Below are 21,902 nucleotides of genomic sequence, written 5' to 3'. Positions count from 1 at the left end.
AGAAGGGATAAAACATGACGAAAGGTTCCTTCCTTTATTACGATGAAATGGACAGTCCGATTGGGCCCCTAACACTTCTTGCAACTGAAAAAGGTCTTTGTCGCATTGACCATGGTTCGTTGCGGGATGTTGAATCTAGACAAACAACGTGGGCCAGGAAATATTTCTTGCACATTGAATACGTTCACGCCCCAGCTCAATTTAAGCAATTAAAACAACAGTTAGATGAGTATTTTTCCAACAAACGAGATCGTTTTGAGGTCCAGCTTGATTTGTATGGAACTCCATTTCAACAAAAAGTATGGAAAGCCTTGGCCGACATTCCGTTCGGTGAAACTCGTTCCTATAAAGATATTGCCTTAGCTATTCAGGCGCCAAAAGCTGTTCGCGCTATAGGTGGAGCGGTTAATAAAAACCCTCTATCAATTATTCTTCCGTGCCATCGAGTCATTGGAAGTAATGGTGCACTTGTCGGTTATGCAGGCGGTCTTGAGCGCAAAGAGCATTTACTTGATTTAGAACATCGTAAAGCCGTTTCCTCTTAGGAGGAAACGGCTTTTTTTTTAGCATTACTTTATTGAAGTAAATAACTAAAGGGCGTCTGGCACCCTTTAGTTATTTACAGAACAAAAATGAGGCATCTCCCAGGGGGAAGATGCCTCATTTTATGGCCTTGATGCGCGTAGTTTGAATTTGTACTCATCGCTTTTAAAGTAGATCTCGCTGTATTCAAAGACCGTGCCATCGAAAAAGATGCTGTGCAGTTGGATTTTTAAGATAGGTGTGCTCTCATCAAGACTCAGTGAAGTGGCTACTTCTTCCTCAGGCAAAATCGGAATAACTTCTTGAAAGCTTTCTTTTATTTTCATGCCTCGCATTTGTTCGATATAGTCGTATTTTGATCCGCTCATAATTTGATATGAGAGGTCTGGAAACATTGTGACAGGCAAATAAGTATCTTCTAATACATAAGGCGTATCATCTACTAAACGCTGCCGTCTAATATAAAAAACCTTTTCGCCATCTGGAAGTTGCAAAATTTCTCTTACATAGTCACTAGGAGTAATCATTTGAAAGTTTATAACATGGTTTACTGGTTCTTTATTTAACTGTCTCATTTCTTCTGTGAAACTTTGTAATTCAAAAATATTATGTTCTATTTTTTTCTCATTTACATATGTGCCACTGCCCTGGACACGCTTTAACATGTTTTCTTCTACAAGGCATTTAATGGCTTGCCTAATGGTAACGCGAGAAGCGGAATATTGTTCAGAGAGATGTTTCTCTGTGGGGATGGCTTCGCCTTCTTTCCAATTTCCTGATTCAATTTCTTCTCTTATTTTATGTGCAATTTGTCTATATAAGGGAGCTGACATAAGGATTCCTCCAGTTCTTCTATAAAACCATTATAACGGAAAATAGTAAAAATATCGATAAATGATGTTGACGCTTTCATGAATGTGTATTATATTCATATTAAGTTATTTTTAATACAAATATAATACCTTTTTGGGGGTTATGAATATGAAAAAACAAAATTTAGTAGTTGTTGGTGGCGGAAGCACTTATACAATCGGTATGATTATGAGTTTGATCGCTGAAAAAGATCAATTTCCTTTGAAAACGATTACGTTTTACGACACAGATGGAGAAAGGCAAGAACAGATTGCAAAAGCAACGGACGTTATTTTACGCGAAAAATATCCTGAGCTTGAAAAATTCTCTTATACTACAGATAAAGAAGAAGCTCTAAGTAATGCTGACTTCGTTTTTGTTCAAATCCGTACAGGAGGATTGCAAATGCGTGAGAAAGATGAGCAGATTCCTCTTCGTTACGATGCGGTTGGCCAGGAAACATGTGGTCCAGGTGGGATGGCTTATGGACTACGCTCTATTGGCGATATGATTGATCTTGTTGAAGACATACGACATTACGCTCCTGACGCTTGGATTCTGAACTATACAAACCCTGCTGCGATTGTAGCGGAAGCGCTTAAGCGAGAATTTCCAAACGACAAGAAGCTATTAAATATTTGTGATATGCCAGCTGCCATCATGGTGAGTTACGCAGGAATTTTAGGGAAAGATGTTTTCGAACTTGTTCCTGAATACTTTGGATTGAACCACTTCGGATGGTTTACGGGGATTTATGATAAGGACGGAAATGACCATACACAAACGATTAAGCGTGCGATTACAGAAGATGGATTTATTCCAGAAGACGCTGAAATTGCAAATGATCCATCCTGGATTAAAACGTTTAAGCAGGTGGAGCGGATGGTCAATGACTTTCCTGATTATCTACCAAATACGTATCTACAGTACTATTTATATCCTACCGAGATGGTGCAGAAGGAAGATCCCGATAATACAAGAGCTCGCCAAGTCATTAATGGTCGTCAAGAACGTGTACATGCGTTAGCGGACCAAATTGTGAAAGATGGAACGACAGAAAATGTTGAGTTAGAAGTTGATATTCATGGGCGTTATATGATCCGTGTAGCTGCTTCAATGGCATACAATAACGGCGATATATTCATCGTAATGGTTGAGAACAACGGTACGATTGCCAACCTTCCGGATGATGCAATGGTTGAGGTTCCAGCTATGATGACCAATCGCGGACCTAAACCATTCGCTGTAGGACATATCCCGACATTCTATAAAGGGTTAATTGAAGGCCAGCTTGCCTATGAGAAACTCGTTGTAGATGCTTACTTTGAGAACAGTTATGAAAAGGCTCTTCAGGCGTTAACTTTAAATCGTACGGTCGTCGACGCACCTGTTGCACGTCAAATTTTAGATGACCTAATTGATGCGAATAAAGAATATTGGCCAGATCTTCATAAACGCAGTAAGGAAGCTGTTTTACAGTAAAAGGTGAAGGATGGACCCGGACCACACCCCGGGTCTTCTCTTCATTTAAATAGGTAAGCGTTTTCGTAATTAAAGGGGGATCGGAATCGTGAAAAAATATTTTGGATCATTACAGAAGTTTGGAAAATCGTTGATGGTTCCTGTGGCGCTCCTGCCGGCAGCAGGTATATTACTCGGTTTTGGTGCAGCGTTAACAGGTCCGCTAGCAGAAACCGTTACGTTTTTACAAAATGACACTGTTCAATTTATCGGTGAAGGCATGTCTGATATCGGTATTAGTATATTTAACAACCTTGCTGTTATCTTTGCAATCGGGGTAGCGATTGGCTTAACTAGCGGATCAGGGATTGCAGCTCTAGCAGCGTTACTTGGATATGTGATTATGAATAAGACCATTTCTTTCGCGCTTGATATTACGCCTGAGATGGTAGCGGAAAACGGTGAGTATGGGATGGCGCTAGGTATTCCAACGCTCGAGACAGGGGTTCTCGGTGGAATAGTTGTCGGGTTACTCGCCGTTTGGGTATATAACAAATTCCATGAGTTTGATCCTCCGGAAGTGCTCGGTTTCTTCGCTGGAGATCGCTCCGTAGGGATTGCCATGGTATTTACATCAATCTTTCTTGCTATAGGAATGATGATTATATGGCCACCTATTCAAAGCGGTATAGATGCTGTTGCGAACGTGATTGCTAACGGTGCAACAAATCCTCTGTACATTGGTCTCTACGGTTTCTTAGAACGTGCTCTTATTCCAACAGGGTTACACCATATTTGGTATGCACCGTTTTTATGGACCTCACTCGGTGGAACGACGGAAGTGGCTGGTCAAATGGTATCAGGTGACCAATACATTTTCTTAGCTCAAATTGCTGAGGGTGTAGAAGTTACGGCAGGCCGCTTTATGGCAGGGAAATTCCCAGTCATTATGTTTGGATTATTAGGTGCAGCTCTTGCGATGTATCGTCAAGCTGATAAAGACAATCGACCGGTTGTAAAGGGAATGCTAATTGCTGCTGCGGGGACAGCTTTTCTAACAGGTATTACCGAGCCGATTGAATTTACATTTCTATTTGTAGCTCCATTGCTTTTTGTATTCCATGCTTTCCTAGCTGGGGTTTCTTACGCTCTAACGTATATGCTGGATGTTCATTTAGGATGGGCAGGGGGATCAGGATTTATTGATTATGTTCTAGTAAACGCTATACCTGGAACAGGAAACTGGTGGATGAATCTTGTATTAGGTGCTGCTTTCTTCGTTATTTACTTCTTTTCCTTTTCTTTTGCAATCAAGAAATGGGATCTTGCCACACCAGGTCGTGGTGGTCAAGAGAACAAGCTCTATACCAGAGCAGATTATAATGAAAAGAAAGGTGATGAGAAGGACGGTAAAAAGGATAAAGGAAGCGCTAATAGAGAAACAGCTTCGGCAATTATGCAAGCTCTAGGCGGTCAGGAAAACTTAAAACATGTAGATGCCTGTTTCACTCGCTTACGTGTAGAAGTCAGTGACCGTGAGAAGATTGACGAAGACAAATTGAAAGCTCTTGGAGCAGCTGGAGTTGTAAAAGTAGACCACAATATACAAGCCATATTTGGCGGGCGCTCTGACCTTTATAAAAACGAAATTAACCGTATCATTAAACAGGAAACAGCCTAATCAAAAAGGGGCAGGAATCTTTACCAACGTAAAGAAACCTGTCCCTTTTTCGTGCTTTAGAGCAGTGAAGGGTGTCAGGCACGCGTTCGTGCTTTAGTGTGGGAAAGGGATGATTTGCGGTGGTATTTCATAGATTGTAAGAAAGGAGGGGGGAGTTATGGAGATTCAAAGGCGGTTACAGATGTACTGGGAAAGATCCCTCGATAGCGGTGAGGTAGATGCAAGGAATCATTCATGGATCACTCATAAAATGAAGTGTCATGAAAAGCGCGGATCTAGGGTTGTTCGTGTAACGGCTGAGGGGGCTCCGTATCGATCATTATATACAAATGGCGGTGAGCATCAGGTAGATTATGCCCTATATGTCACTTTCTTTATACAACAAGGAGACCATTATTATATTGAGGAGGAACAGCGTAATCATAGGGCACATTTCGTAGGAGGTGAGCTCCTATACGATGAGGAACTCCCGGTGCCTCATGAGCCAGAGGTCCCTCGTGATGCTCTCACATTAATAAACGAAGAAGGTACTCTTGAGAGCGAGGGAGAGAGAGGAACTTATGATCGCCAGAAAGCGGTGCAGTACGCTAATTTGTGGTGGAACACGTATAATCCTGCTTATCGCCATTTCACAGATGATTGCACAAATTTCATATCGCAGTGTCTTCGAGCTGGAGGGGCACCGATGTGGGGCGCGCCTGCTAGGGGAAAGGGTTGGTGGTATAACAGTAAAGTTTGGAGCTATAGCTGGACAGTTGCGAATGCTATGCGATGGTACTTAAGCGGAGCCAAGCAAGGGGTTCGGGGCAGGGAAATGGAGAGGGCAAGTGATCTTATATTAGGGGACATTATTTGTTACGACTTTGAAGGGGACGGAAGGTGGAACCATACGACTATAGTGGTAGAGAAAGATGCCTTCGGTGAGCCTCTTGTCAATGCTCACACTTCAAATAGCTATCATCGCTACTGGGACTACGAGGATTCTACAGCATATACTTCAAATATTCAGTATAAGTTTTTCCGGATAGGAGAGTAGAAAATATGGTATAATACTGTAGTTATTACATGTTAGAGGTGACTGCAAATGGCTCTTCATATCGTATTATACCAACCAGAAATCCCAGCCAATACAGGCAATATCGCAAGAACTTGTCTGGCTACAGATACTGTATTGCACTTAATTCGCCCACTTGGCTTCTCTACAGATGATAAAATGCTTCGTCGTTCCGGCCTTGATTACTGGCATGATGTGGATGTTCGCTATCATGATTCGATTCATGATCTGTATGAAGCTCATCCGGATGGAAGCTTTTATTATATTGAGAATTTCGGCACGAAATATTGGACGGATTATGATTATAGCAACCCGGAAGAAGAATTGTTCTTTGTGTTTGGTCGGGAGACAGACGGTATTCCAAAATCCTTACTAGAAGGTAAAGAAGACCAATGCTTGCGTATTCATATGTCTGATAAAGTTCGCTCTTTAAATTTATCGAACACGGCCGCAATTCTAGTGTATGAAGTATTACGTCAGCAAGGATTTCCTGGACTAAGTTAATGATAAAAAGCCGATCTGTCTGTAAAAGGACAGATCGGCTTTTTTATGTGTATCAAGCAAACTTTAAAAGCTAGTTTTTGAACGTATAAGGTTCTTGCCATGTATTGTTTTTTCGGTGTCTCATGAAATCCGATCCCACCCAGGTGATATAGACAAATGGTAGCAATATGTTTAAAAGGCCACCTTCACCCGTGACTAGATAATGAAAAAAGTAATAGAGTAAGGCTGCGGTAAAGAGAAGTTTGATATAGAATACATGGATATTTTTCACGCAAAAAAGCCTCCTTTACTATAAAAAACCAGCACCTTCAAAAGATGCTGGTTTTATGTAGCGCATTATTTTGTATCGTAACCTGCTGAGAAAATGGAAACAACAAAAGTTACAATAACCCCAAGAATTAACATTATCTTCATATCTGATGCCCCCTTAGTCTTGAAACGAGAAAATGTTCGCTATTAGTTATTATACCCAATTTGGACAAAAGTGTGAACATAGAATAGGTTTTTTCTTAGGTGAAATGTGAACGTTTTCTTAAGGTTACTTTTTAAGAATGCGCTGTGCAGACACTTTCATGTCATGTTTGCTGTTTTTAGACTGGAGGGTCAAGGTCTCTTTCGTCACATTATACGACCACATCAACTTCCCGCGATCTGCTACAATTTTTATATGTTGATCTTCAATGAGTTCATATTGTGAGGTCCATCCATTAAGGGTTATGACGCCATCTTCTTTAATAGTTAAACGATCCCCTGTATGGAAAGATCCCCCCTCTTCTAAAATAACCCATGTACCATATAGGGAAGGAGGTTTTTCGTTGCAGCCTGCCAATATGGTAAAGAAAAATAATCCTGCTATGATAATTATTCGTTTGGTCATCCGCACTCAACTCCTTGATGATGTATATGCAATTGAAAGAAGAGGCATGTTCCATACAATGAGATTGACATAAGATTAGATAAGATGTACTATTGGTTTAGTTAAGTTAACTAAACTAATTAAATGTAAAGGGGTGGGTGTATATGGGTTACATTTATCTACTAGCTGCCATAGTGGCGGAAGTGTTTGGAAGTTCCATGTTGAAATGGTCTACAGTCGAGGGCAGTTCCAAACTATGGGGAACGATTGGAGTTATTTCAGGTTTCATGATGGCTCTTTTTTTCCTTCAGCTCACTCTTCAGTACCTCCCATTAAACACAGCTTATGCGGTATGGGCTGGTGGGGGAACCGCGCTCACAGTAGCTATTAGCGCTCTGCTTTTTAAAGAACAAATCAATGGTATGATGATAGCGGGTATATTGTTGATTATCGGTGGCGTCTTTATCCTAAACATGGCTAAAGTCGCCCATTAATAGATGAGAGGGATATTCATGAAGACGAATGAAAAGGCTGCTTATTTACAGCATTTATATGAGGAATTGTGGATGAACCTGGCTGAAGAAGAAGATCGGTTCAAGGAATATGGTCTATCTTCAACTGTAGAAGTTCTCCTGACCACAGTGATTCGAATGGAGAAACCTACAAGCAGTCAGCTAGCGAAGAAATTATCAATTACAAAGAGTGCAGTGAGTCAAATGATCTCAAAGTTAGAAGAGGATGGGTTTATTATTAAACTTGCTGATCCAGATGATAAGCGTATTCAACGCATTGGTTTAGGTCATAAAGGTGAAGCTTATGCCAGAGACTTAGAGCAATATGACAGCTATGTTTATAATTTATTTGCAAACAGTCTCTCTGACGAAGAGCTGACTCATACGGCTCAATCGTTTGAAAAGATTTTACGAAACCTCCATCAAAAAGCTGACGCCTAAAGAGGGTAGTCAGCTTTTTATATGGTTTACAAGTTCCTTTGATGTGAGGGACCACTAATAAAATTGCATAGTGTGTATGGTGATCAATGATGAGATTTTTACTGAAGCTCATATGTAATGGACATGAATCTTCTCTTTCGACTCATTTTTCCGAAACCTCGTACATAGACTGTATTATTCAGTGCTTGCCTAACTTCAACAGGGGAGGTCTTTTGAGTGGATTTCTTAAAAAAGGTGCAAAGTTACAGGGAAGAAGAGGAGAATTTGAAGTGGGAAGGGACATTCGGTGAGTATTTAGACATGCTTAGAGAACGTCCGTACCTTGCTCAGTCGTCTCACTCCCGTGTTTATAATATGATTAAACATGCGGGAATTGAGGAGCAAAATGGGAAAGTTCATTATAAGTTCTTTGATGATCAGATCTTTGGATTAGAAGAAGCAATGGAGAAATTGGTGGAGGAATATTTCCACCCTGCAGCCAAGCGACTGGATGTAAAGAAACGTATTTTGTTATTGATGGGACCGGTCAGTGGTGGTAAATCAACACTTGTTACATTGTTAAAGCGCGGGTTAGAGCGGTTTTCTCATACAGATGAAGGTGCAGTATATGCCATTAAAGGGTGCCCGATGCATGAGGATCCTCTGCACTTAATCCCGCAACATCTCCGAGAGGATTTTGCTGAAGAATTTGGTGTCCGTATTGAAGGGAACTTATCACCTCTAAACTTAATGCGCCTTGAGCAAGAATTCGGAGGACGTATTGAAGATATGCCAGTCGAGCGAATCTTCTTCTCAGAGGATAGACGGACGGGTATTGGAACATTCAGTCCGTCTGATCCTAAATCACAGGATATTGCGGATCTGACAGGTTCGATTGACTTTTCGACGATCGCGGAGTATGGTTCTGAATCTGATCCTCGCGCCTATCGTTTTGACGGTGAACTTAACAAAGCCAACCGAGGCATCATGGAGTTTCAGGAGATGTTGAAATGTGATGAGAAATTCTTGTGGCATTTACTCTCTTTAACCCAGGAAGGTAACTTTAAGGCAGGAAGGTTTGCGTTGATCTCGGCAGATGAGATGATTATCGCTCACACGAATGAATCGGAGTATCGCTCGTTTATCTCAAATAAAAAGAACGAAGCCCTCCATTCTCGGATGATTGTTATGCCAGTTCCATATAACTTAAAGGTCACACAGGAAGAACGTATCTATGAAAAAATGATTAACCAAAGTGATATTAGAGACGTTCATATTGCCCCTCACACGTTAAAAGTGGCTGCAATGTTTACGATTATGACCCGTCTCAAGGATTCAAACAAGAATAATATCGATTTACTGAAGAAAATGCGTCTATATGATGGGGAAACCGTTGAAGGCTTTAGTGATGTAGATGTAGAGGAATTGCGCAATGAGCATCACGATGAAGGGATGAGTGGCATTGATCCACGTTATGTCATTAACCGTATTTCATCAACCATTATTAAGAAAGAAATGACATCGATTAACGCGCTAGACGTTTTACGTTCTTTGAAAGAAGGACTTTCAAGTCACGCATCGATTTCCAAAGATGATCGAGAACGTTACCTGAATTTCATTTCAGTTGCTCGTAAAGAGTATGACGAGATAGCGAAGAAAGAAGTGCAAAAAGCCTTTGTGTACTCGTATGAGGAATCTGCGAAGACGCTTATGGATAACTACCTCGACAACGTTGAAGCATACTGTAACAAATCGAAGCTTCGCGATCCGTTAACAGGAGAAGAGCTAAATCCAGATGAAAAGCTCATGCGTTCCATCGAGGAGCAAATTGGCATTTCTGAAAATGCGAAGAAAGCGTTCCGTGAAGAAATTCTCATTCGAATTTCAGCATACGCTCGTAAAGGGAAGAAGTTCGATTATTCTTCTCACGAACGGCTACGAGAAGCAATTCAGAAGAAGCTGTTTGCCGATCTGAAAGACGTAGTGAAGATTACTACATCAACGAAAACACCAGATGAGCAGCAGCTTAAGAAAGTAAATGAAGTAGTGGCGACCCTGGTAGAGGAGTACGGCTACAATTCTAGTTCAGCAAATGAGTTGTTAAGGTATGTAGGTAGTTTGTTAAATCGATAATTAGTAGGAAGACCGGATCGTTTAAGCGATCCGGTTTTTTTTTATTTCCTCATAAAGGCTATTAAAATATGTTTCAAAGAGATGAATGCTCATCCAGATGAAAGAATGTACATCTAATCAAGGGTTAAAGGAGCACCTATGCTATAATGGTGGAAATTTCATTGTTAGAAAAGGGTGTCTTCCGATGAGTGAACAGCATTATGCGATTATTGATATAGGATCCAACACAGTGCGATTAGTCGTTTATGAGCGGAGTGAAAGTGGGCGTTTTAAGGAAATAGAGAATATTAAAGCGGTAGCTCGGCTAAGGAATTATCTAGGAGAAGATTTTAATCTGAGCGAGGAAGGGATAGAGAATCTTCTATCGATTTTACGAAGCTTTAAGAAAGTCACAGACACTTATGAATTAGAGCAGCTTCTTTGCGTAGCTACAGCGACGATTCGTCAGTCACTTAACCAAGAAATGATTACTAAACGTGTGAAGGACGAGCTTGGTCACGACATGCGGATCCTTTCTGAAGAAGAAGAAGCTTACTACGGATATCTTGCTGTTGTTAATTCTACAGCACTTCGTGAGGGGATTACGGTTGATATCGGTGGTGGAAGTACAGAAGTTACGTATTACAAAGATAAAGAGATTAAGCATTCTCACAGCTTCCCTTTCGGTGCATTAACGCTAAAGCAAATGTTTGTAAAAGACGATGTGCCATCGGCTAAAGAGATGGAAAATGTGAAGAATTACTTAATGGAGCAATATCATTCATTGTCCTGGTTAACAGATAGAAAAGTACCTGTTATTGGGATTGGGGGAAGTGCTCGTAACATGGCGCAAGTCGATCAGTCGCTGAAAAGCTACCCATTAGCGGGTCTTCACCAATACCGCATGTTTGAACATGATATGAGTTTCATTAAAAGTTACTTACTAACATTGTCCTTTAAGAAGCTGCAAAAGGTCGAAGGATTAACGAAAGACCGAGCGGATATTATCTTGCCAGCCATTGAAGTCTTCCATTCTTTATATGAGGTGACAGATGCCACATCGTTCATTTTGAGTCGTAAGGGACTACGAGACGGTGTGTTTTATGAACAACTTATGGAAGATTTTAATATTACCGTCTTTCCCGATGTGTTAGAAGAAAGCTTTAACGAACTGGCCATTGACTACAATATAAATTATAAACACGTTCATCAGGTAACTCATTTAGCACAAATCATGTTTGATGAGCTGCAAGAAGCGGAAGTGAGTCACTTAACAAGAGAAGATGTGACCTTACTTAAGCGAGGTGCGTTTGTATTCAATCTTGGGGAGTATATTGATTCAGAATCAAGCTCTCAGCATACATTTTATTTACTAGCCAACCGGACCATTGATGGCCTGATGCATAAAGAACGACTTATGCTAGCTCTTGTTGCTTCCTATAAAAGTAAACCGATCTTCAAACAATACCTTCACCCTTATAAGCATTGGTTCTTGAAGGAAGAGAAGAAGAAAATTCGAACCCTTGGAGCACTAACGAAGTTTGCTTACAGCTTTGATTCAACAAGGAGAAGCGTAGTAGAAGATTTGCATGTAGAAGTGAAAGGTGAAGATATTAATATCGTTGCATTCTGTAACCAGGATCCTATGGCAGAAGAATATCAAGTTGAAAAGCAAAAGAAACACCTAGAAAAAGCGCTTAAAATGCGAATCAACATCACATTCACACAAAAAGGGTAGCCCCTACAGCTACCCTTTTTTTATACAATAAAGCGTGCCAGACACCCTTTCGCGCTTTACTAGCATGAAGGGTGTCTGGCACCGTTTCGTGCGGTAGTGTGTTAAAGGTTAAAGAGGTGTGTTAGTTTTTTGTGGATTGACATAGACTAGTCAGTGGTAAAGAGAAGTGAATAGTTAACATGAGGTTCATATTCGATTAATACGACTATAATAATTTATTGATAAAATATAAGTGATTACATTTGTGTACTTTGGATGAAAGGGTGAGGAGAGATGGACAATATTGAATTAGATAATCCGCGTTATTATAATAACCGTGAATTAAGCTGGTTAGCTTTTAACGAAAGGGTACTACAAGAATCGTTAGATAAACGTAATCCGTTGATGGAGCGTTTTAAATTCCTGGCGATTTTTAGCTCGAACTTGGATGAGTTCTTTATGGTTCGTGTAGCTGGATTAAAAGACCAGGTAAAAGCAGGGTTTAATAAACCAGAGAATAAAGCAGGCCTTACCCCAAAGGAGCAGTTAGCTAAAATTTCTGAGAAAAATCATAAACTTGTTGATATGCAATATTCGACTTATCAACACATCTTACTTCCTATGTTAGAAGAACATAAGATCTCATTTATAGAAATGGACAAACTTACCACCATGCAACACGATGCAATGGAGCAATACTTCGATGAGCAAGTCTTTCCAGTGTTGACCCCTATGGCAGTGGATGCGTATCGCCCTTTTCCGATGCTTCTCAATAAAAGTATTAATATTGCGGTTGTTCTAGAAGATACGTTTGATGAAGAGGAGTACTCTGAGAAAACGGCTATTGTTCAGGTCCCTGCCGTACTCGATCGTTATATTGAATTAGAGGTGGATGAGGAAGGGACACGCAAGTTTATGATGCTTGAAGATATCATAAGCCACTTTATCTATAAAATGTTTCAAGGGTATGAGGTCAAGTCTGTTACGGAATTTCGAATTACGCGAAATGCAGACATGACGATTCACGAGGAAGGTGCACGAGATTTATTAAAGGAAATTGAGAAGGAACTAAAAAAGCGGAAATGGGGCGCGGCAGTTCGCTTAGAGATCAAGCGCGATCAATATGATCCGAAATTGCTGGAGTTTCTTTTGAATGTTCTTGAGATCCACCGTAAAGACGTATACGAAATTGACGGGCCTCTGGATCTTACGTTTTTATTTAAGTTTTACAAAGATATGGAAGAACACAATGATTCTCTCATCTACGAAGCGTTAATTCCCCAGCCGCCTAAAGATGTGGGATCAGATGAAGATTTATTTGAGCTCGCGTCAGAACGTGATGTATTTCTTCACCATCCATATGAATCGTTCCAGCCAGTTGTAGATTTCGTAGAGGATGCCGCTGATGACCCAGACGTCTTAGCTATTAAACAAACGCTGTACCGAGTAAGTGGAGGCTCTCCGATTATTGAAGGTTTAAAAAGGGCTGCAGAAAAAGGAAAACAAGTAACGGTTCTAGTGGAGTTAAAAGCGCGCTTTGATGAAGAGAATAACGTGCAATGGGCAAAAGAGCTTGAAAAAGCTGGTTGCCACGTTATATACGGAATGAACTACTTAAAGACTCACAGTAAAATTACGCTAGTTGTACGCAGAAAGAAGCATCAGATTGAGCGATTTGTGCATCTTGGAACAGGAAATTACAACGATCAAACGGCTAAATTGTATACGGATATGGGGCTTATTACATCAGATCGTAAATTTGGAATCGATGCAACAAACTTCTTTAATTACTTAAGTGGTTATACTGAGAAGCCAGCCTACCATCACATCTCAATGGCGCCATTCGATATTCGTAGCGATCTAGTAGCTCTCATCGATCAAGAGATTGAAAGCCATAAGAAGCATGGAAATGGTCGAATTATTGCAAAGATGAATTCATTAACGGATAAGGTTATTATTAAAAAACTTTACGAAGCATCAAATGAAGGGGTTCAAATTGATTTAATCGTTCGAGGAATTTGCTGTCTTCGCCCAGGTATTAAAGGCGTCAGCGAAAATATACGAGTGAGAAGTATAGTTGGCCGTTTCCTGGAGCATAGCAGGATCTACTATTGTCACCAAAACGGGGAAGGTAAAATCTATTTATCATCTGCGGATTTAATGACACGTAATATGGAAAAGCGTGTAGAGCTGCTCTTTCCAATCTATGACCACCATATAGAATCCAGGTTACACCAAATACTTGAACTTCATTTGAAAGATAATTTAAAAGCTCGTGTTCAGGATGAGCATGGTAATTACCACTACGTAAAGAAAAGTCCAACCGAAGAAGAACTCGATAGCCAGCTAGAACTATTTGATCGAGCATACACAGTGAGTGAAGATGAAGAATAATAGTTGAAAAATCAAGAGGTACAAGTGTACAATATTCCGTACATTTGTACTTTTTTTATTATCTTTTTCAATTTTTTTTGTTTTCTTAAAAAAAACTAGGGTAAAGTAGTTGAAGAAGAAAACGGAAAAAAATTATAATAGAAGATGAGTTTGCAAACGTTTACGTCACAGAAAGCGAACTTCTAATGGGGGTAGTAAACAGTGTCGAACAAAGGGTCTAACGAAAACATTTGGGAACAGTTTCATGGCCCCAACATGGGGTACATCGAAGAACAGTACGATTTATACTTAGAAGATCCAGAGCGGGTCGATTCATCTCTAGTCGAGGTGTTTGAACAATATGGTGCTCCAGAGTGGATAAAAGGTGATGAGAGCCAACAAGGTTCTAACAGCCCATCTGCTGCGGATATCCAGAAGGTGACCTCAGCTTTGAAATTGGTTGAGGCTATTCGTCGTTCCGGTCATCTAGAGGCAGAAGTTTATGCCGTTGGTCGAGGCCGAGAGCGTTATTCACCGCTACTCGATCCGAAAACATATAATTTGTCGGAGAATGATTTGAAATCCATTCCAGCGAAATGGATTTGGCCTGAAGCGCCTAACGGAGTCTCAAACGGACTTGAAGCTATTCATACGTTAAAGCAGCAATATGCTGGCCGTATTTCTTTCGAAGTGGATCATGTTCACAATGAGGAAGAACGTAAGTGGTTACAAGACAAGATTGAACAAGGCACGTATAGAGTAGATTTCAATGATGATAAGAAGAAGCAAGTCCTGAAACTATTAGCTCAAGTAGAAGGGTTTGAACACTTTCTTGCTAAAACCTTCGTTGCTCAAAAGCGATTCTCAATTGAAGGCTTAGATGTCATGGTTCCAATGCTTGATCACATTGTGCAGGCAGCTTCTGAAGAAGACGTCGAGCACGTGATGATGGGGATGGCTCACCGTGGCCGTTTAAATGTCTTAGCTCACGTATTAGGAAAGCCTTATGACCGCATTTTCTCTGAATTTCACCATGCTCCAAACAAGGAGCTTGTGCCATCAGAAGGTTCAATGGGCATTAATTATGGTTGGACTGGTGATGTGAAATATCACTTTGGTGCTAGTCTTGATGTTGAGAAAGAAGAGCGAACAACACGTGTAACTCTTTCTCATAACCCATCTCACCTTGAATTTGTCGATCCTGTTGTACAAGGGTTTGCTCGCGCAGCTCAGGATAGCCGCGAAGAACGAGGTTTGTCAGATCAGGATACTAGTAAAGCCTTCTCCATCCTTATTCACGGGGATGCAGCCTTCCCTGGTGAAGGGGTTGTAGCTGAAACGCTAAATATGAGTGACTTGCCGGGCTATCGCACAGGTGGCGCCGTTCATATCATTGCCAACAATCTAGTTGGATTTACAACGATCCAAAAGGACGGGCGTTCGACTCGCTATGCAAGTGATCTTGCTAAAGGATACGAGATTCCGATTATTCATGTGAATGCTGATGATCCAATTCAGTGTTTATCTGCCATGCAACTAGCATATGAGTACCGCAAGAAGTTTCATAAAGACTTCTTAATTGATCTTGTAGGGTATCGTCGTTTTGGTCATAACGAAATGGATGAGCCTCGTGCTACACAGCCTGAGTTGTATTCAGAAATCGATGATCATGCCACGGTTGCCACGTTGTATGCAGAGCAACTTCAAGATGAAGGTGTGATTGAGGAAGGGTACTTTGACCAAGTGAAAGAAGAGGTTGATGAGAACTTCCGTAAAACGTATGAAAATATGAAAGAAAACGAAACAGGAGAACGTGACGCGAAAGATGTACCAGAAGAAATGGTAAGTGGTTTGGATTCTATTGATACATCTGTTTCGCTGGATGTCCTGAAAACGTTGAATAAAGGTTTATTAAAACGTCCAGAAGGCTTCAATGGCTTTAAGAAGTTAGAGAAAATCCTTCAGCGTCGTGAAAATGTTCTTGAAGAAGGAAATAAAGTAGATTGGGCTACAGGCGAATCACTTGCTTTTGCCTCAATCTTACAAGATGGAAAGCCGATCCGTTTAACAGGTCAGGATAGCCAACGAGGAACCTTCGCACACCGTCATCTTGTTTTACATGATGTAGAAGATGGATCAACCTATTGCCCGATGCATGGTTTAGAAGAAGCGAATGCTTCATTTGATATCTATAACAGCCCATTAAATGAAGCGGGTGTGCTTGGCTTTGAATATGGGTATAGCGTTCTGGCGCCAGAAGCCCTTGTTCTATGGGAAGCGCAGTATGGAGACTTTGCCAATGCAGGTCAGGTAATCATTGATCAATTCATTTCAGCAGGGCGTGCTAAATGGGGAGAGAAATCAAGTCTTGTGATGTTGTTACCTCATGGTTATGAGGGACAGGGACCTGAACACTCCAGCGCCCGCTTGGAGCGTTTTTTGACGATGAGTGCAGAGTATAACTGGACGGTTGCAAATGTAACTTCTTCCGCTCAGTACTTCCATTTGCTTCGTCGTCAGGCTGCTATTGGTGGTAAAGATGCAGCACGTCCACTCGTGCTCATGACTCCAAAGAGCCTCATTCGTAACCAGCGTGTTGCTTCAGATGGTAAAGAGTTCAGTGAAGGACAATTCCAACCACTTAAACCACAGCGCGGCCTAGGTAAAAACGAAGATAAAGTGACACGTCTTGTTATTGGTAGCGGGAAGGTCATGATTGATCTAGAAGACAGAATTGAAAATGAAGATCAAAACTGGGATTGGTTACACATTGTTCGAGTTGAGCAGATCTATCCATTCCCAGAAAAGCAACTGCAGGAAATACTGGAACAGTATCCAAATATTGAAGAAGTGGTATGGGTCCAGGAAGAACCGCGTAATATGGGCGGATGGGACTTTGTTAAAGAAACACTTTACCAATTAGTAAACAATACACACGAAATTAAATATATTGGACGTCCAAAACGTTCTTCACCAGCTGTCGGTGAACCGAATATTCACAAGACAGAGCAAAACAGAATCATCCAAGAAGCACTGAAGCTATCTAAAGGAGGAGATTCCAATGAAGGAAATTAAGGTACCAGAACTTGCAGAATCCATTACAGAAGGCACGGTCGCAGAATGGCTCGTCAAAGAAGGCGATTCCGTTGAAAAAGGCGATGCGATCCTTGAATTAGAAACAGACAAAGTAAATGTTGAAGTAAACGCAGATGCCTCTGGCGTCATCTCCGAACTCCTGGTTGAGGAAGGAGACGACGTTGAAGTAGGGGATACCGTTGCAAAAATAGACGAAAATGGTGAAAGCGGCGGTTCTTCTGAGGCTGAAGAAGATAGCGGCCAACAAGAAGAGTCTGAGCAACAAGAAGAATCTGAGCAACAAGAAGAGTCGTCTGATAATGGAAAACAGGAATCTTCCAAAGACAGCAAAGAACAAGCTTCAGAGAAACAAGAGGATACAAAGGATGATAGCAAAGAAGACCCGAATAAAGATGTCGTAGCTTCTCCTGCTGCTCGTAAGAAAGCGCGTGAACTTGGGATTGATCTTCGAGACGTTAAACCTAATGATCCGTTAGGCCGCATTCGTCCAGAAGATGTAGAAGCAGCTGCTAACCAATCCAAAGAAGACAAAGAATCTAAGGGTAGCAAGAAAGAAAGCAAGAAATCTAAGAAATCAGAAGAGAAGTCATCTCAAAAAACTGAATTTGAAAAGCCGGTTGAACGTGAGAAGATGTCTCGCCGTCGTCAAACAATCTCAAAACGTCTTGTGGAAGCACAGCAAACGGCTGCTATGCTGACAACGTTTAATGAGGTAGATATGACTGCGGTTATGAATCTTCGTCAAGAACGTAAGGACCAGTTCCTACAGAAGCACGATGTGAAACTTGGATTCATGTCCTTCTTCACGAAAGCTGTTGTCGGTGCTCTTAAGGAATTTCCACTTCTTAACGCTGAGATTCAAGGCGATGAGATTGTGAAAAAGAAATTCTATGATATCGGTATGGCCGTATCTACGGATGAAGGACTTGTTGTTCCTGTTGTTCGTGATGCAGACCGATTAGGGTTCGCTGGTATTGAGAAAGAAATTGGTCGCCTTGGCAAGAGGGCTCGTGACAAAGAGCTAGCACTAGACGAGCTACAAGGCGGTTCATTCACAATCACTAATGGTGGAATTTTCGGATCTATGCTTTCTACGCCAATCCTAAACGCTCCACAGGTAGGAATCTTAGGAATGCACAACATCCAAAAACGTGCAATGGTTATGCCGGATGATTCTATTGAAGTTCGTCCGATGATGTACATTGCATTGTCCTATGACCACCGTATCGTTGATGGGAAAGAAGCGGTTCAATTCCTCGTTCGTATTAAAGAAATGTTAGAAGATCCATACAATCTTCTACTAGAAGGTTAATAAGGTCATCTGAAAGCCCGTTCTGCTATTATTTGCAGAACGGGCTTTTTTAGGTTGGTTGTTTGAGAGTTGAAAAAGTAGTAGACTGATGATAAGAAAAATGAAACGCATTAAATGGTTATGCCGTAAATGTAAGAGATACAAAGTAGAAATGAGGCAGAGGAATGAATATGCTTATCGAATATCTTTTGGATATGGATTTAGTCAATGATCCTTTTCTATATTCATTTTATGCAAGCTTGTTCTTATCCCTTGCGTTTAATAGAGTATGGGGATCACTTGTAGGCGATGCAGCCAATTTATTTTCAAAAGATTGGTCCATTAAACAAACAACTATTCAATTACCGTCTCATATGAATAGCGGAGTAAAACCGACCGACCAATTCGTTAGCTGGTTTTGCAAAACAATTGGGAGACAAGAAAGTTCACCAGATGATGAAGACTACCTCAATAATCGATTACTCATTTTATAATCGACTATTGAGGAGGATGTAATAGAATGAAAGCTTTATGGAAAACAAGTCTGCTATTTATTGTTACAGCATTTGTACTATCAGCATGTTCAAGTCAGGAGGATGGTGGTGATGGGATTCTTCACAATTTATTCGTTGAACCCTTCACGAAAGCCATAGAACTGGCGGCATCTGTTGCAGGGGGGAATTACGGGGGAGCCATTATTATCATTACCGTCATTATTCGTCTTGTGTTAATGCCTCTTATGCTGAATATGTATAAAAGCCAGCAACAAATGAAGGTGAAAATGGCAGGAATGAAGCCTGAAATGGATGATATTCAGGCAAGAATGAAAGAGGCTACTCCTGAAGATAAACAAAAGATGCAGCAGGAACTGATGGCTCTATACCAAAAGCATGGCGTGAATCCACTTAATATGGGATGTCTGCCTATGCTTTTACAAATGCCAATTTTAATGGGCTTTTATTTTGCTATTCGAAGCTCAGAAACCATTGCGACACACTCTTTCCTATGGTTTAACCTTGGCGAGCCCAATATAGCAATGGCTCTCATAGCAGGGGCTTTATATTTTGTTCAATATCGGGTTTCATTAGTTGGCGTACCGTCATCCCAACAAAAACAGATGAAACTAATAGGCCTCCTTTCACCAGTGATGATTTTAATCATTTCTCTTAACGCTCCAGCAGCGTTACCTGTTTACTGGGCAGTAGGGGGACTGTTCTTGATTGTCCAAACAATTATTGGACGCAAACTGTATCAAACGGAAACAGAACCTGTACCGCAAACTTCAAACTAATTAAAACAAAGCCCAGGCGCCTCTATAGGATCCTGGGCTTTATTTTCTTCTAAAAACAATGAGGCGGTCAGCATTATCACTTTTGGATTCTAATAAACGTGACCATACATGTCCTCTATTTATGACTGACTCATAATAGACGGCATTCGCTCATATGATGAAAGACATATAACATTAGGCGAGGGACGGTCAGCTTCGGGGTTTATAGAGTGTTGTCGCGGACGGAACGCTATGGGTGCAAGCAGTCATGTGCGGAAAGGGACACGTTTATAAATAAATTTTCAGAATTTTTAATCAAAATGACAACTTCTGCATATGATAGAGTAAACAAAATGGAGGAGGGGTAAGGATGAGTCGTTCGAAAAATTTTGTGATTTCTGAAGAGAACTGGTCCCTCCATAGAAAAGGGTATGATGATCAGCAGCGCCACCAGGAGAAAGTTCAGGATGCGCTCAAGAATCAACTCCCGGACCTGATTTCTGAAGAAAACATTGTGATGTCTAATGGGAAAGATGTTGTGAAGATTCCGATTCGGTCGTTGGATGAATATAAGATTCGCTATAACCATGATAAGAATAAACATGTAGGGCAAGGTGAAGGAGACAGCCAAGTCGGAGATGTTATTGCGAGGGATGGATCCCCGCAGCAAGCGCAAGGAAAAGGTGAGAAACCGGGTGATCAGCCTGGTGAGGATTTTTATGAAGCAGAGATTTCGATTGCGGAGTTAGAAGAGGCTTTGTTTAATCAGTTGGCTTTGCCGAATTTGCAGGAGAAAGAGAAAGATAACATCATTACAACGGATATTAATTTTAATGACATTCGTAAGACGGGATTACAAGGAAATATTGATAAGAAACGTACTATGCTAGAAGCGTTTAAGAGGAATGCTATGGGAGGGGATGCAACGTTTAATCCAATCTACCCAGAAGACATTCGATACAAGACGTGGAATGAGGAAGTAAAGCCAGAATCAAAAGCGGTTGTGTTAGCCATGATGGATACCTCTGGTTCAATGGGCATGTGGGAAAAATATATGGCCCGTAGTTTCTTCTTCTGGATGTCGCGTTTCTTGAGAACGAAATACGAAACAGTAGATATTGAATTTATAGCTCACCACACAGAAGCTAAAGTTGTACCAGAAGATGACTTCTTCTCAAAAGGGGAAAGTGGAGGAACCATTTGTTCATCGGCGTATAAGAAGGCGCTTGATTTGATTGATAAGAAATATAACCCTGAGCGTTACAATATATACCCATTCCACTTCTCTGATGGAGATAACTTAACATCTGATAACAAACGATGCTTACAGCTCGTTGAACAGTTAATGGACGTATCGAGTATGTTTGGATATGGTGAAGTGAATCAGTATAACCGTCATAGTACTCTAATGTCAGCCTATAAGAAAATTGAAGATGAACGCTTCAGACACTTTGTGTTAAGAAGAAAAGCTGATGTATTTTACGCGATGAAGCATTTCTTTAAAGAGGAAGATGAGGAAGTAATGGTATAGGGAAAACTCGAGTTCTCTTCATGGAGGACTCGAGTTTTTTGTGTGTTTAAATCTCCACAGTATGTAAGGGGGTTAGGTATTTAGACGTTATATAATATAATCTGATTGTTCTAGAGTGATGGAGAAGCAAAATAAAATAACCTTATAGTGAAGCAAGGTCCTCCATTACAATACGTCGGTCTGGTTCGTTTTTAATTTCCTCACAAGCTTTAAGAGCTAATTCTTTGTATTCTTCTTTCTTCTCCGTTTGACCAGCTAATTTGTACGCTCTTGCCATTGCTTCGTATGCAAAAGCCAAGTCAAAATCTCCGATCTCTTCATCCAAGCATAAATCTAGACAGACCCTAGCATGATAAATGGCAGGTTCTGATCTGCCACTAACAGAATATACTCTAGCTAGTTGCCAATCCCCTCGAACTTTGTTGATCGGAGAACCAACTTGCTCCCAGTGATACCTCGAAGCATGCGCAGCATGAATCATTGTTTGCTCTTGTACTGAAGTCCGATCTTCGAGGTCAAGAAAGGTCCAAACGTAATTAAATAGATCTACGGCCATTTTCTTATGGAAATCTTCTGAACTATGTAACTGATCCATTTCTTGTTTCATTTTACTCCTCCTATTGAATGGG

General features: G+C 40.8%; 18 protein-coding genes. 15 read left to right on the top strand and 3 right to left on the bottom strand.

Annotation, left to right across the window (positions count from 1 at the left end):
• Nucleotides 1-14 precede the first annotated feature (14 nt).
• A complete protein-coding gene (locus N780_RS15370; protein ID WP_036786140.1) occupies nt 15-545 on the top strand; it encodes a methylated-DNA--[protein]-cysteine S-methyltransferase in 531 nt (176 codons plus the stop codon).
• Nucleotides 546-665: 120 nt separating this feature from the next.
• On the opposite strand, the gene N780_RS15365 is transcribed toward N780_RS15370, so the two are convergent.
• The gene (locus tag N780_RS15365; protein ID WP_036786137.1) at nt 666-1,376 is read right to left on the bottom strand and encodes a GntR family transcriptional regulator; all 711 of its coding nucleotides are present in this window, start codon (nt 1,374-1,376) and stop codon (nt 666-668) included.
• Nucleotides 1,377-1,524: 148 nt separating this feature from the next.
• On the opposite strand from N780_RS15365, the gene N780_RS15360 reads away from it, so the two are divergent.
• The 4 genes from N780_RS15360 to trmL all read left to right on the top strand — a co-directional run bounded on the left by N780_RS15360 (nt 1,525) and on the right by trmL (nt 6,095).
• Entirely contained in the window at nt 1,525-2,877 is a 1,353-nt protein-coding gene (locus N780_RS15360) for a 6-phospho-alpha-glucosidase (RefSeq protein WP_036786133.1), read from the top strand.
• Nucleotides 2,878-2,965: 88 nt separating this feature from the next.
• Nucleotides 2,966-4,537, top strand: a complete 1,572-nt coding sequence (locus N780_RS15355) for a PTS transporter subunit EIIC (RefSeq protein ID WP_036786130.1) — start codon at nt 2,966-2,968, stop codon at nt 4,535-4,537.
• Nucleotides 4,538-4,694: 157 nt separating this feature from the next.
• Complete coding sequence (locus N780_RS15350) at nt 4,695-5,573, top strand: amidase domain-containing protein (RefSeq protein WP_036786127.1); 879 nt, start codon at nt 4,695-4,697, stop codon at nt 5,571-5,573.
• 48 nt (nt 5,574-5,621) lie between these two features.
• The gene (gene trmL / locus N780_RS15345; protein WP_036786125.1) at nt 5,622-6,095 is read left to right on the top strand and encodes a tRNA (uridine(34)/cytosine(34)/5-carboxymethylaminomethyluridine(34)-2'-O)-methyltransferase TrmL; all 474 of its coding nucleotides are present in this window, start codon (nt 5,622-5,624) and stop codon (nt 6,093-6,095) included.
• Between the two features lie 538 nt (nt 6,096-6,633).
• On the opposite strand, the gene N780_RS15335 is transcribed toward trmL, so the two are convergent.
• Nucleotides 6,634-6,972, bottom strand: a complete 339-nt coding sequence (locus N780_RS15335) for a hypothetical protein (protein ID WP_036786116.1) — start codon at nt 6,970-6,972, stop codon at nt 6,634-6,636.
• A gap of 143 nt (nt 6,973-7,115) precedes the next feature.
• On the opposite strand from N780_RS15335, the gene N780_RS15330 reads away from it, so the two are divergent.
• The 10 genes from N780_RS15330 to yhbH all read left to right on the top strand — a co-directional run bounded on the left by N780_RS15330 (nt 7,116) and on the right by yhbH (nt 21,273).
• Nucleotides 7,116-7,445, top strand: coding sequence for a DMT family transporter (locus N780_RS15330; protein ID WP_036786114.1), 330 nt, complete (start codon nt 7,116-7,118; stop codon nt 7,443-7,445).
• An 18-nt stretch (nt 7,446-7,463) separates the two neighbouring features.
• Nucleotides 7,464-7,904 carry a MarR family winged helix-turn-helix transcriptional regulator gene (locus N780_RS15325; protein ID WP_036786112.1) on the top strand — a complete coding sequence of 147 codons (441 nt, stop codon included), beginning with the start codon at nt 7,464-7,466 and terminating at the stop codon, nt 7,902-7,904.
• A 216-nt stretch (nt 7,905-8,120) separates the two neighbouring features.
• On the top strand, nt 8,121-10,016 hold the full coding sequence (locus N780_RS15320) for a PrkA family serine protein kinase (protein ID WP_036786110.1): 1,896 nt from the start codon (nt 8,121-8,123) through the stop codon (nt 10,014-10,016).
• A gap of 184 nt (nt 10,017-10,200) precedes the next feature.
• Entirely contained in the window at nt 10,201-11,733 is a 1,533-nt protein-coding gene (locus N780_RS15315; protein ID WP_036786258.1) for a Ppx/GppA family phosphatase, read from the top strand.
• A gap of 273 nt (nt 11,734-12,006) precedes the next feature.
• Nucleotides 12,007-14,106 (top strand): RNA degradosome polyphosphate kinase, encoded by a 2,100-nt coding sequence (locus N780_RS15310; protein WP_036786108.1) that lies wholly within the window; start codon nt 12,007-12,009, stop codon nt 14,104-14,106.
• Nucleotides 14,107-14,307: 201 nt separating this feature from the next.
• Nucleotides 14,308-17,160 (top strand): 2-oxoglutarate dehydrogenase E1 component, encoded by a 2,853-nt coding sequence (locus N780_RS15305; RefSeq protein ID WP_036786105.1) that lies wholly within the window; start codon nt 14,308-14,310, stop codon nt 17,158-17,160.
• The gene (gene odhB / locus N780_RS15300) at nt 17,147-18,493 is read left to right on the top strand and encodes a 2-oxoglutarate dehydrogenase complex dihydrolipoyllysine-residue succinyltransferase (RefSeq protein WP_036786102.1); all 1,347 of its coding nucleotides are present in this window, start codon (nt 17,147-17,149) and stop codon (nt 18,491-18,493) included. The genes N780_RS15305 and odhB overlap by 14 nt, the downstream gene beginning before the upstream one ends.
• Nucleotides 18,494-18,657: 164 nt before the next feature.
• On the top strand, nt 18,658-18,966 hold the full coding sequence (locus N780_RS15295; RefSeq protein ID WP_036786099.1) for a hypothetical protein: 309 nt from the start codon (nt 18,658-18,660) through the stop codon (nt 18,964-18,966).
• A 26-nt stretch (nt 18,967-18,992) separates the two neighbouring features.
• On the top strand, nt 18,993-19,763 hold the full coding sequence (gene yidC / locus N780_RS15290; RefSeq protein WP_036786096.1) for a membrane protein insertase YidC: 771 nt from the start codon (nt 18,993-18,995) through the stop codon (nt 19,761-19,763).
• A 349-nt stretch (nt 19,764-20,112) separates the two neighbouring features.
• On the top strand, nt 20,113-21,273 hold the full coding sequence (gene yhbH / locus N780_RS15285) for a sporulation protein YhbH (RefSeq protein WP_036786094.1): 1,161 nt from the start codon (nt 20,113-20,115) through the stop codon (nt 21,271-21,273).
• A 142-nt stretch (nt 21,274-21,415) separates the two neighbouring features.
• Here the strand turns inward: yhbH and N780_RS15280 are convergent, their stop codons facing one another.
• Nucleotides 21,416-21,880 carry a hypothetical protein gene (locus tag N780_RS15280; protein ID WP_052115114.1) on the bottom strand — a complete coding sequence of 155 codons (465 nt, stop codon included), beginning with the start codon at nt 21,878-21,880 and terminating at the stop codon, nt 21,416-21,418.
• Nucleotides 21,881-21,902 lie beyond the last annotated feature (22 nt).

This window comes from Pontibacillus chungwhensis BH030062, assembly GCF_000770675.1.
GTDB classification, from domain to species: Bacteria; Bacillota; Bacilli; order Bacillales; family BH030062; genus Pontibacillus; species Pontibacillus chungwhensis.
The sequence above is the reverse complement of the archived record's forward strand: the minus strand, read 5'-3'. Positions and strand labels throughout refer to the sequence as shown.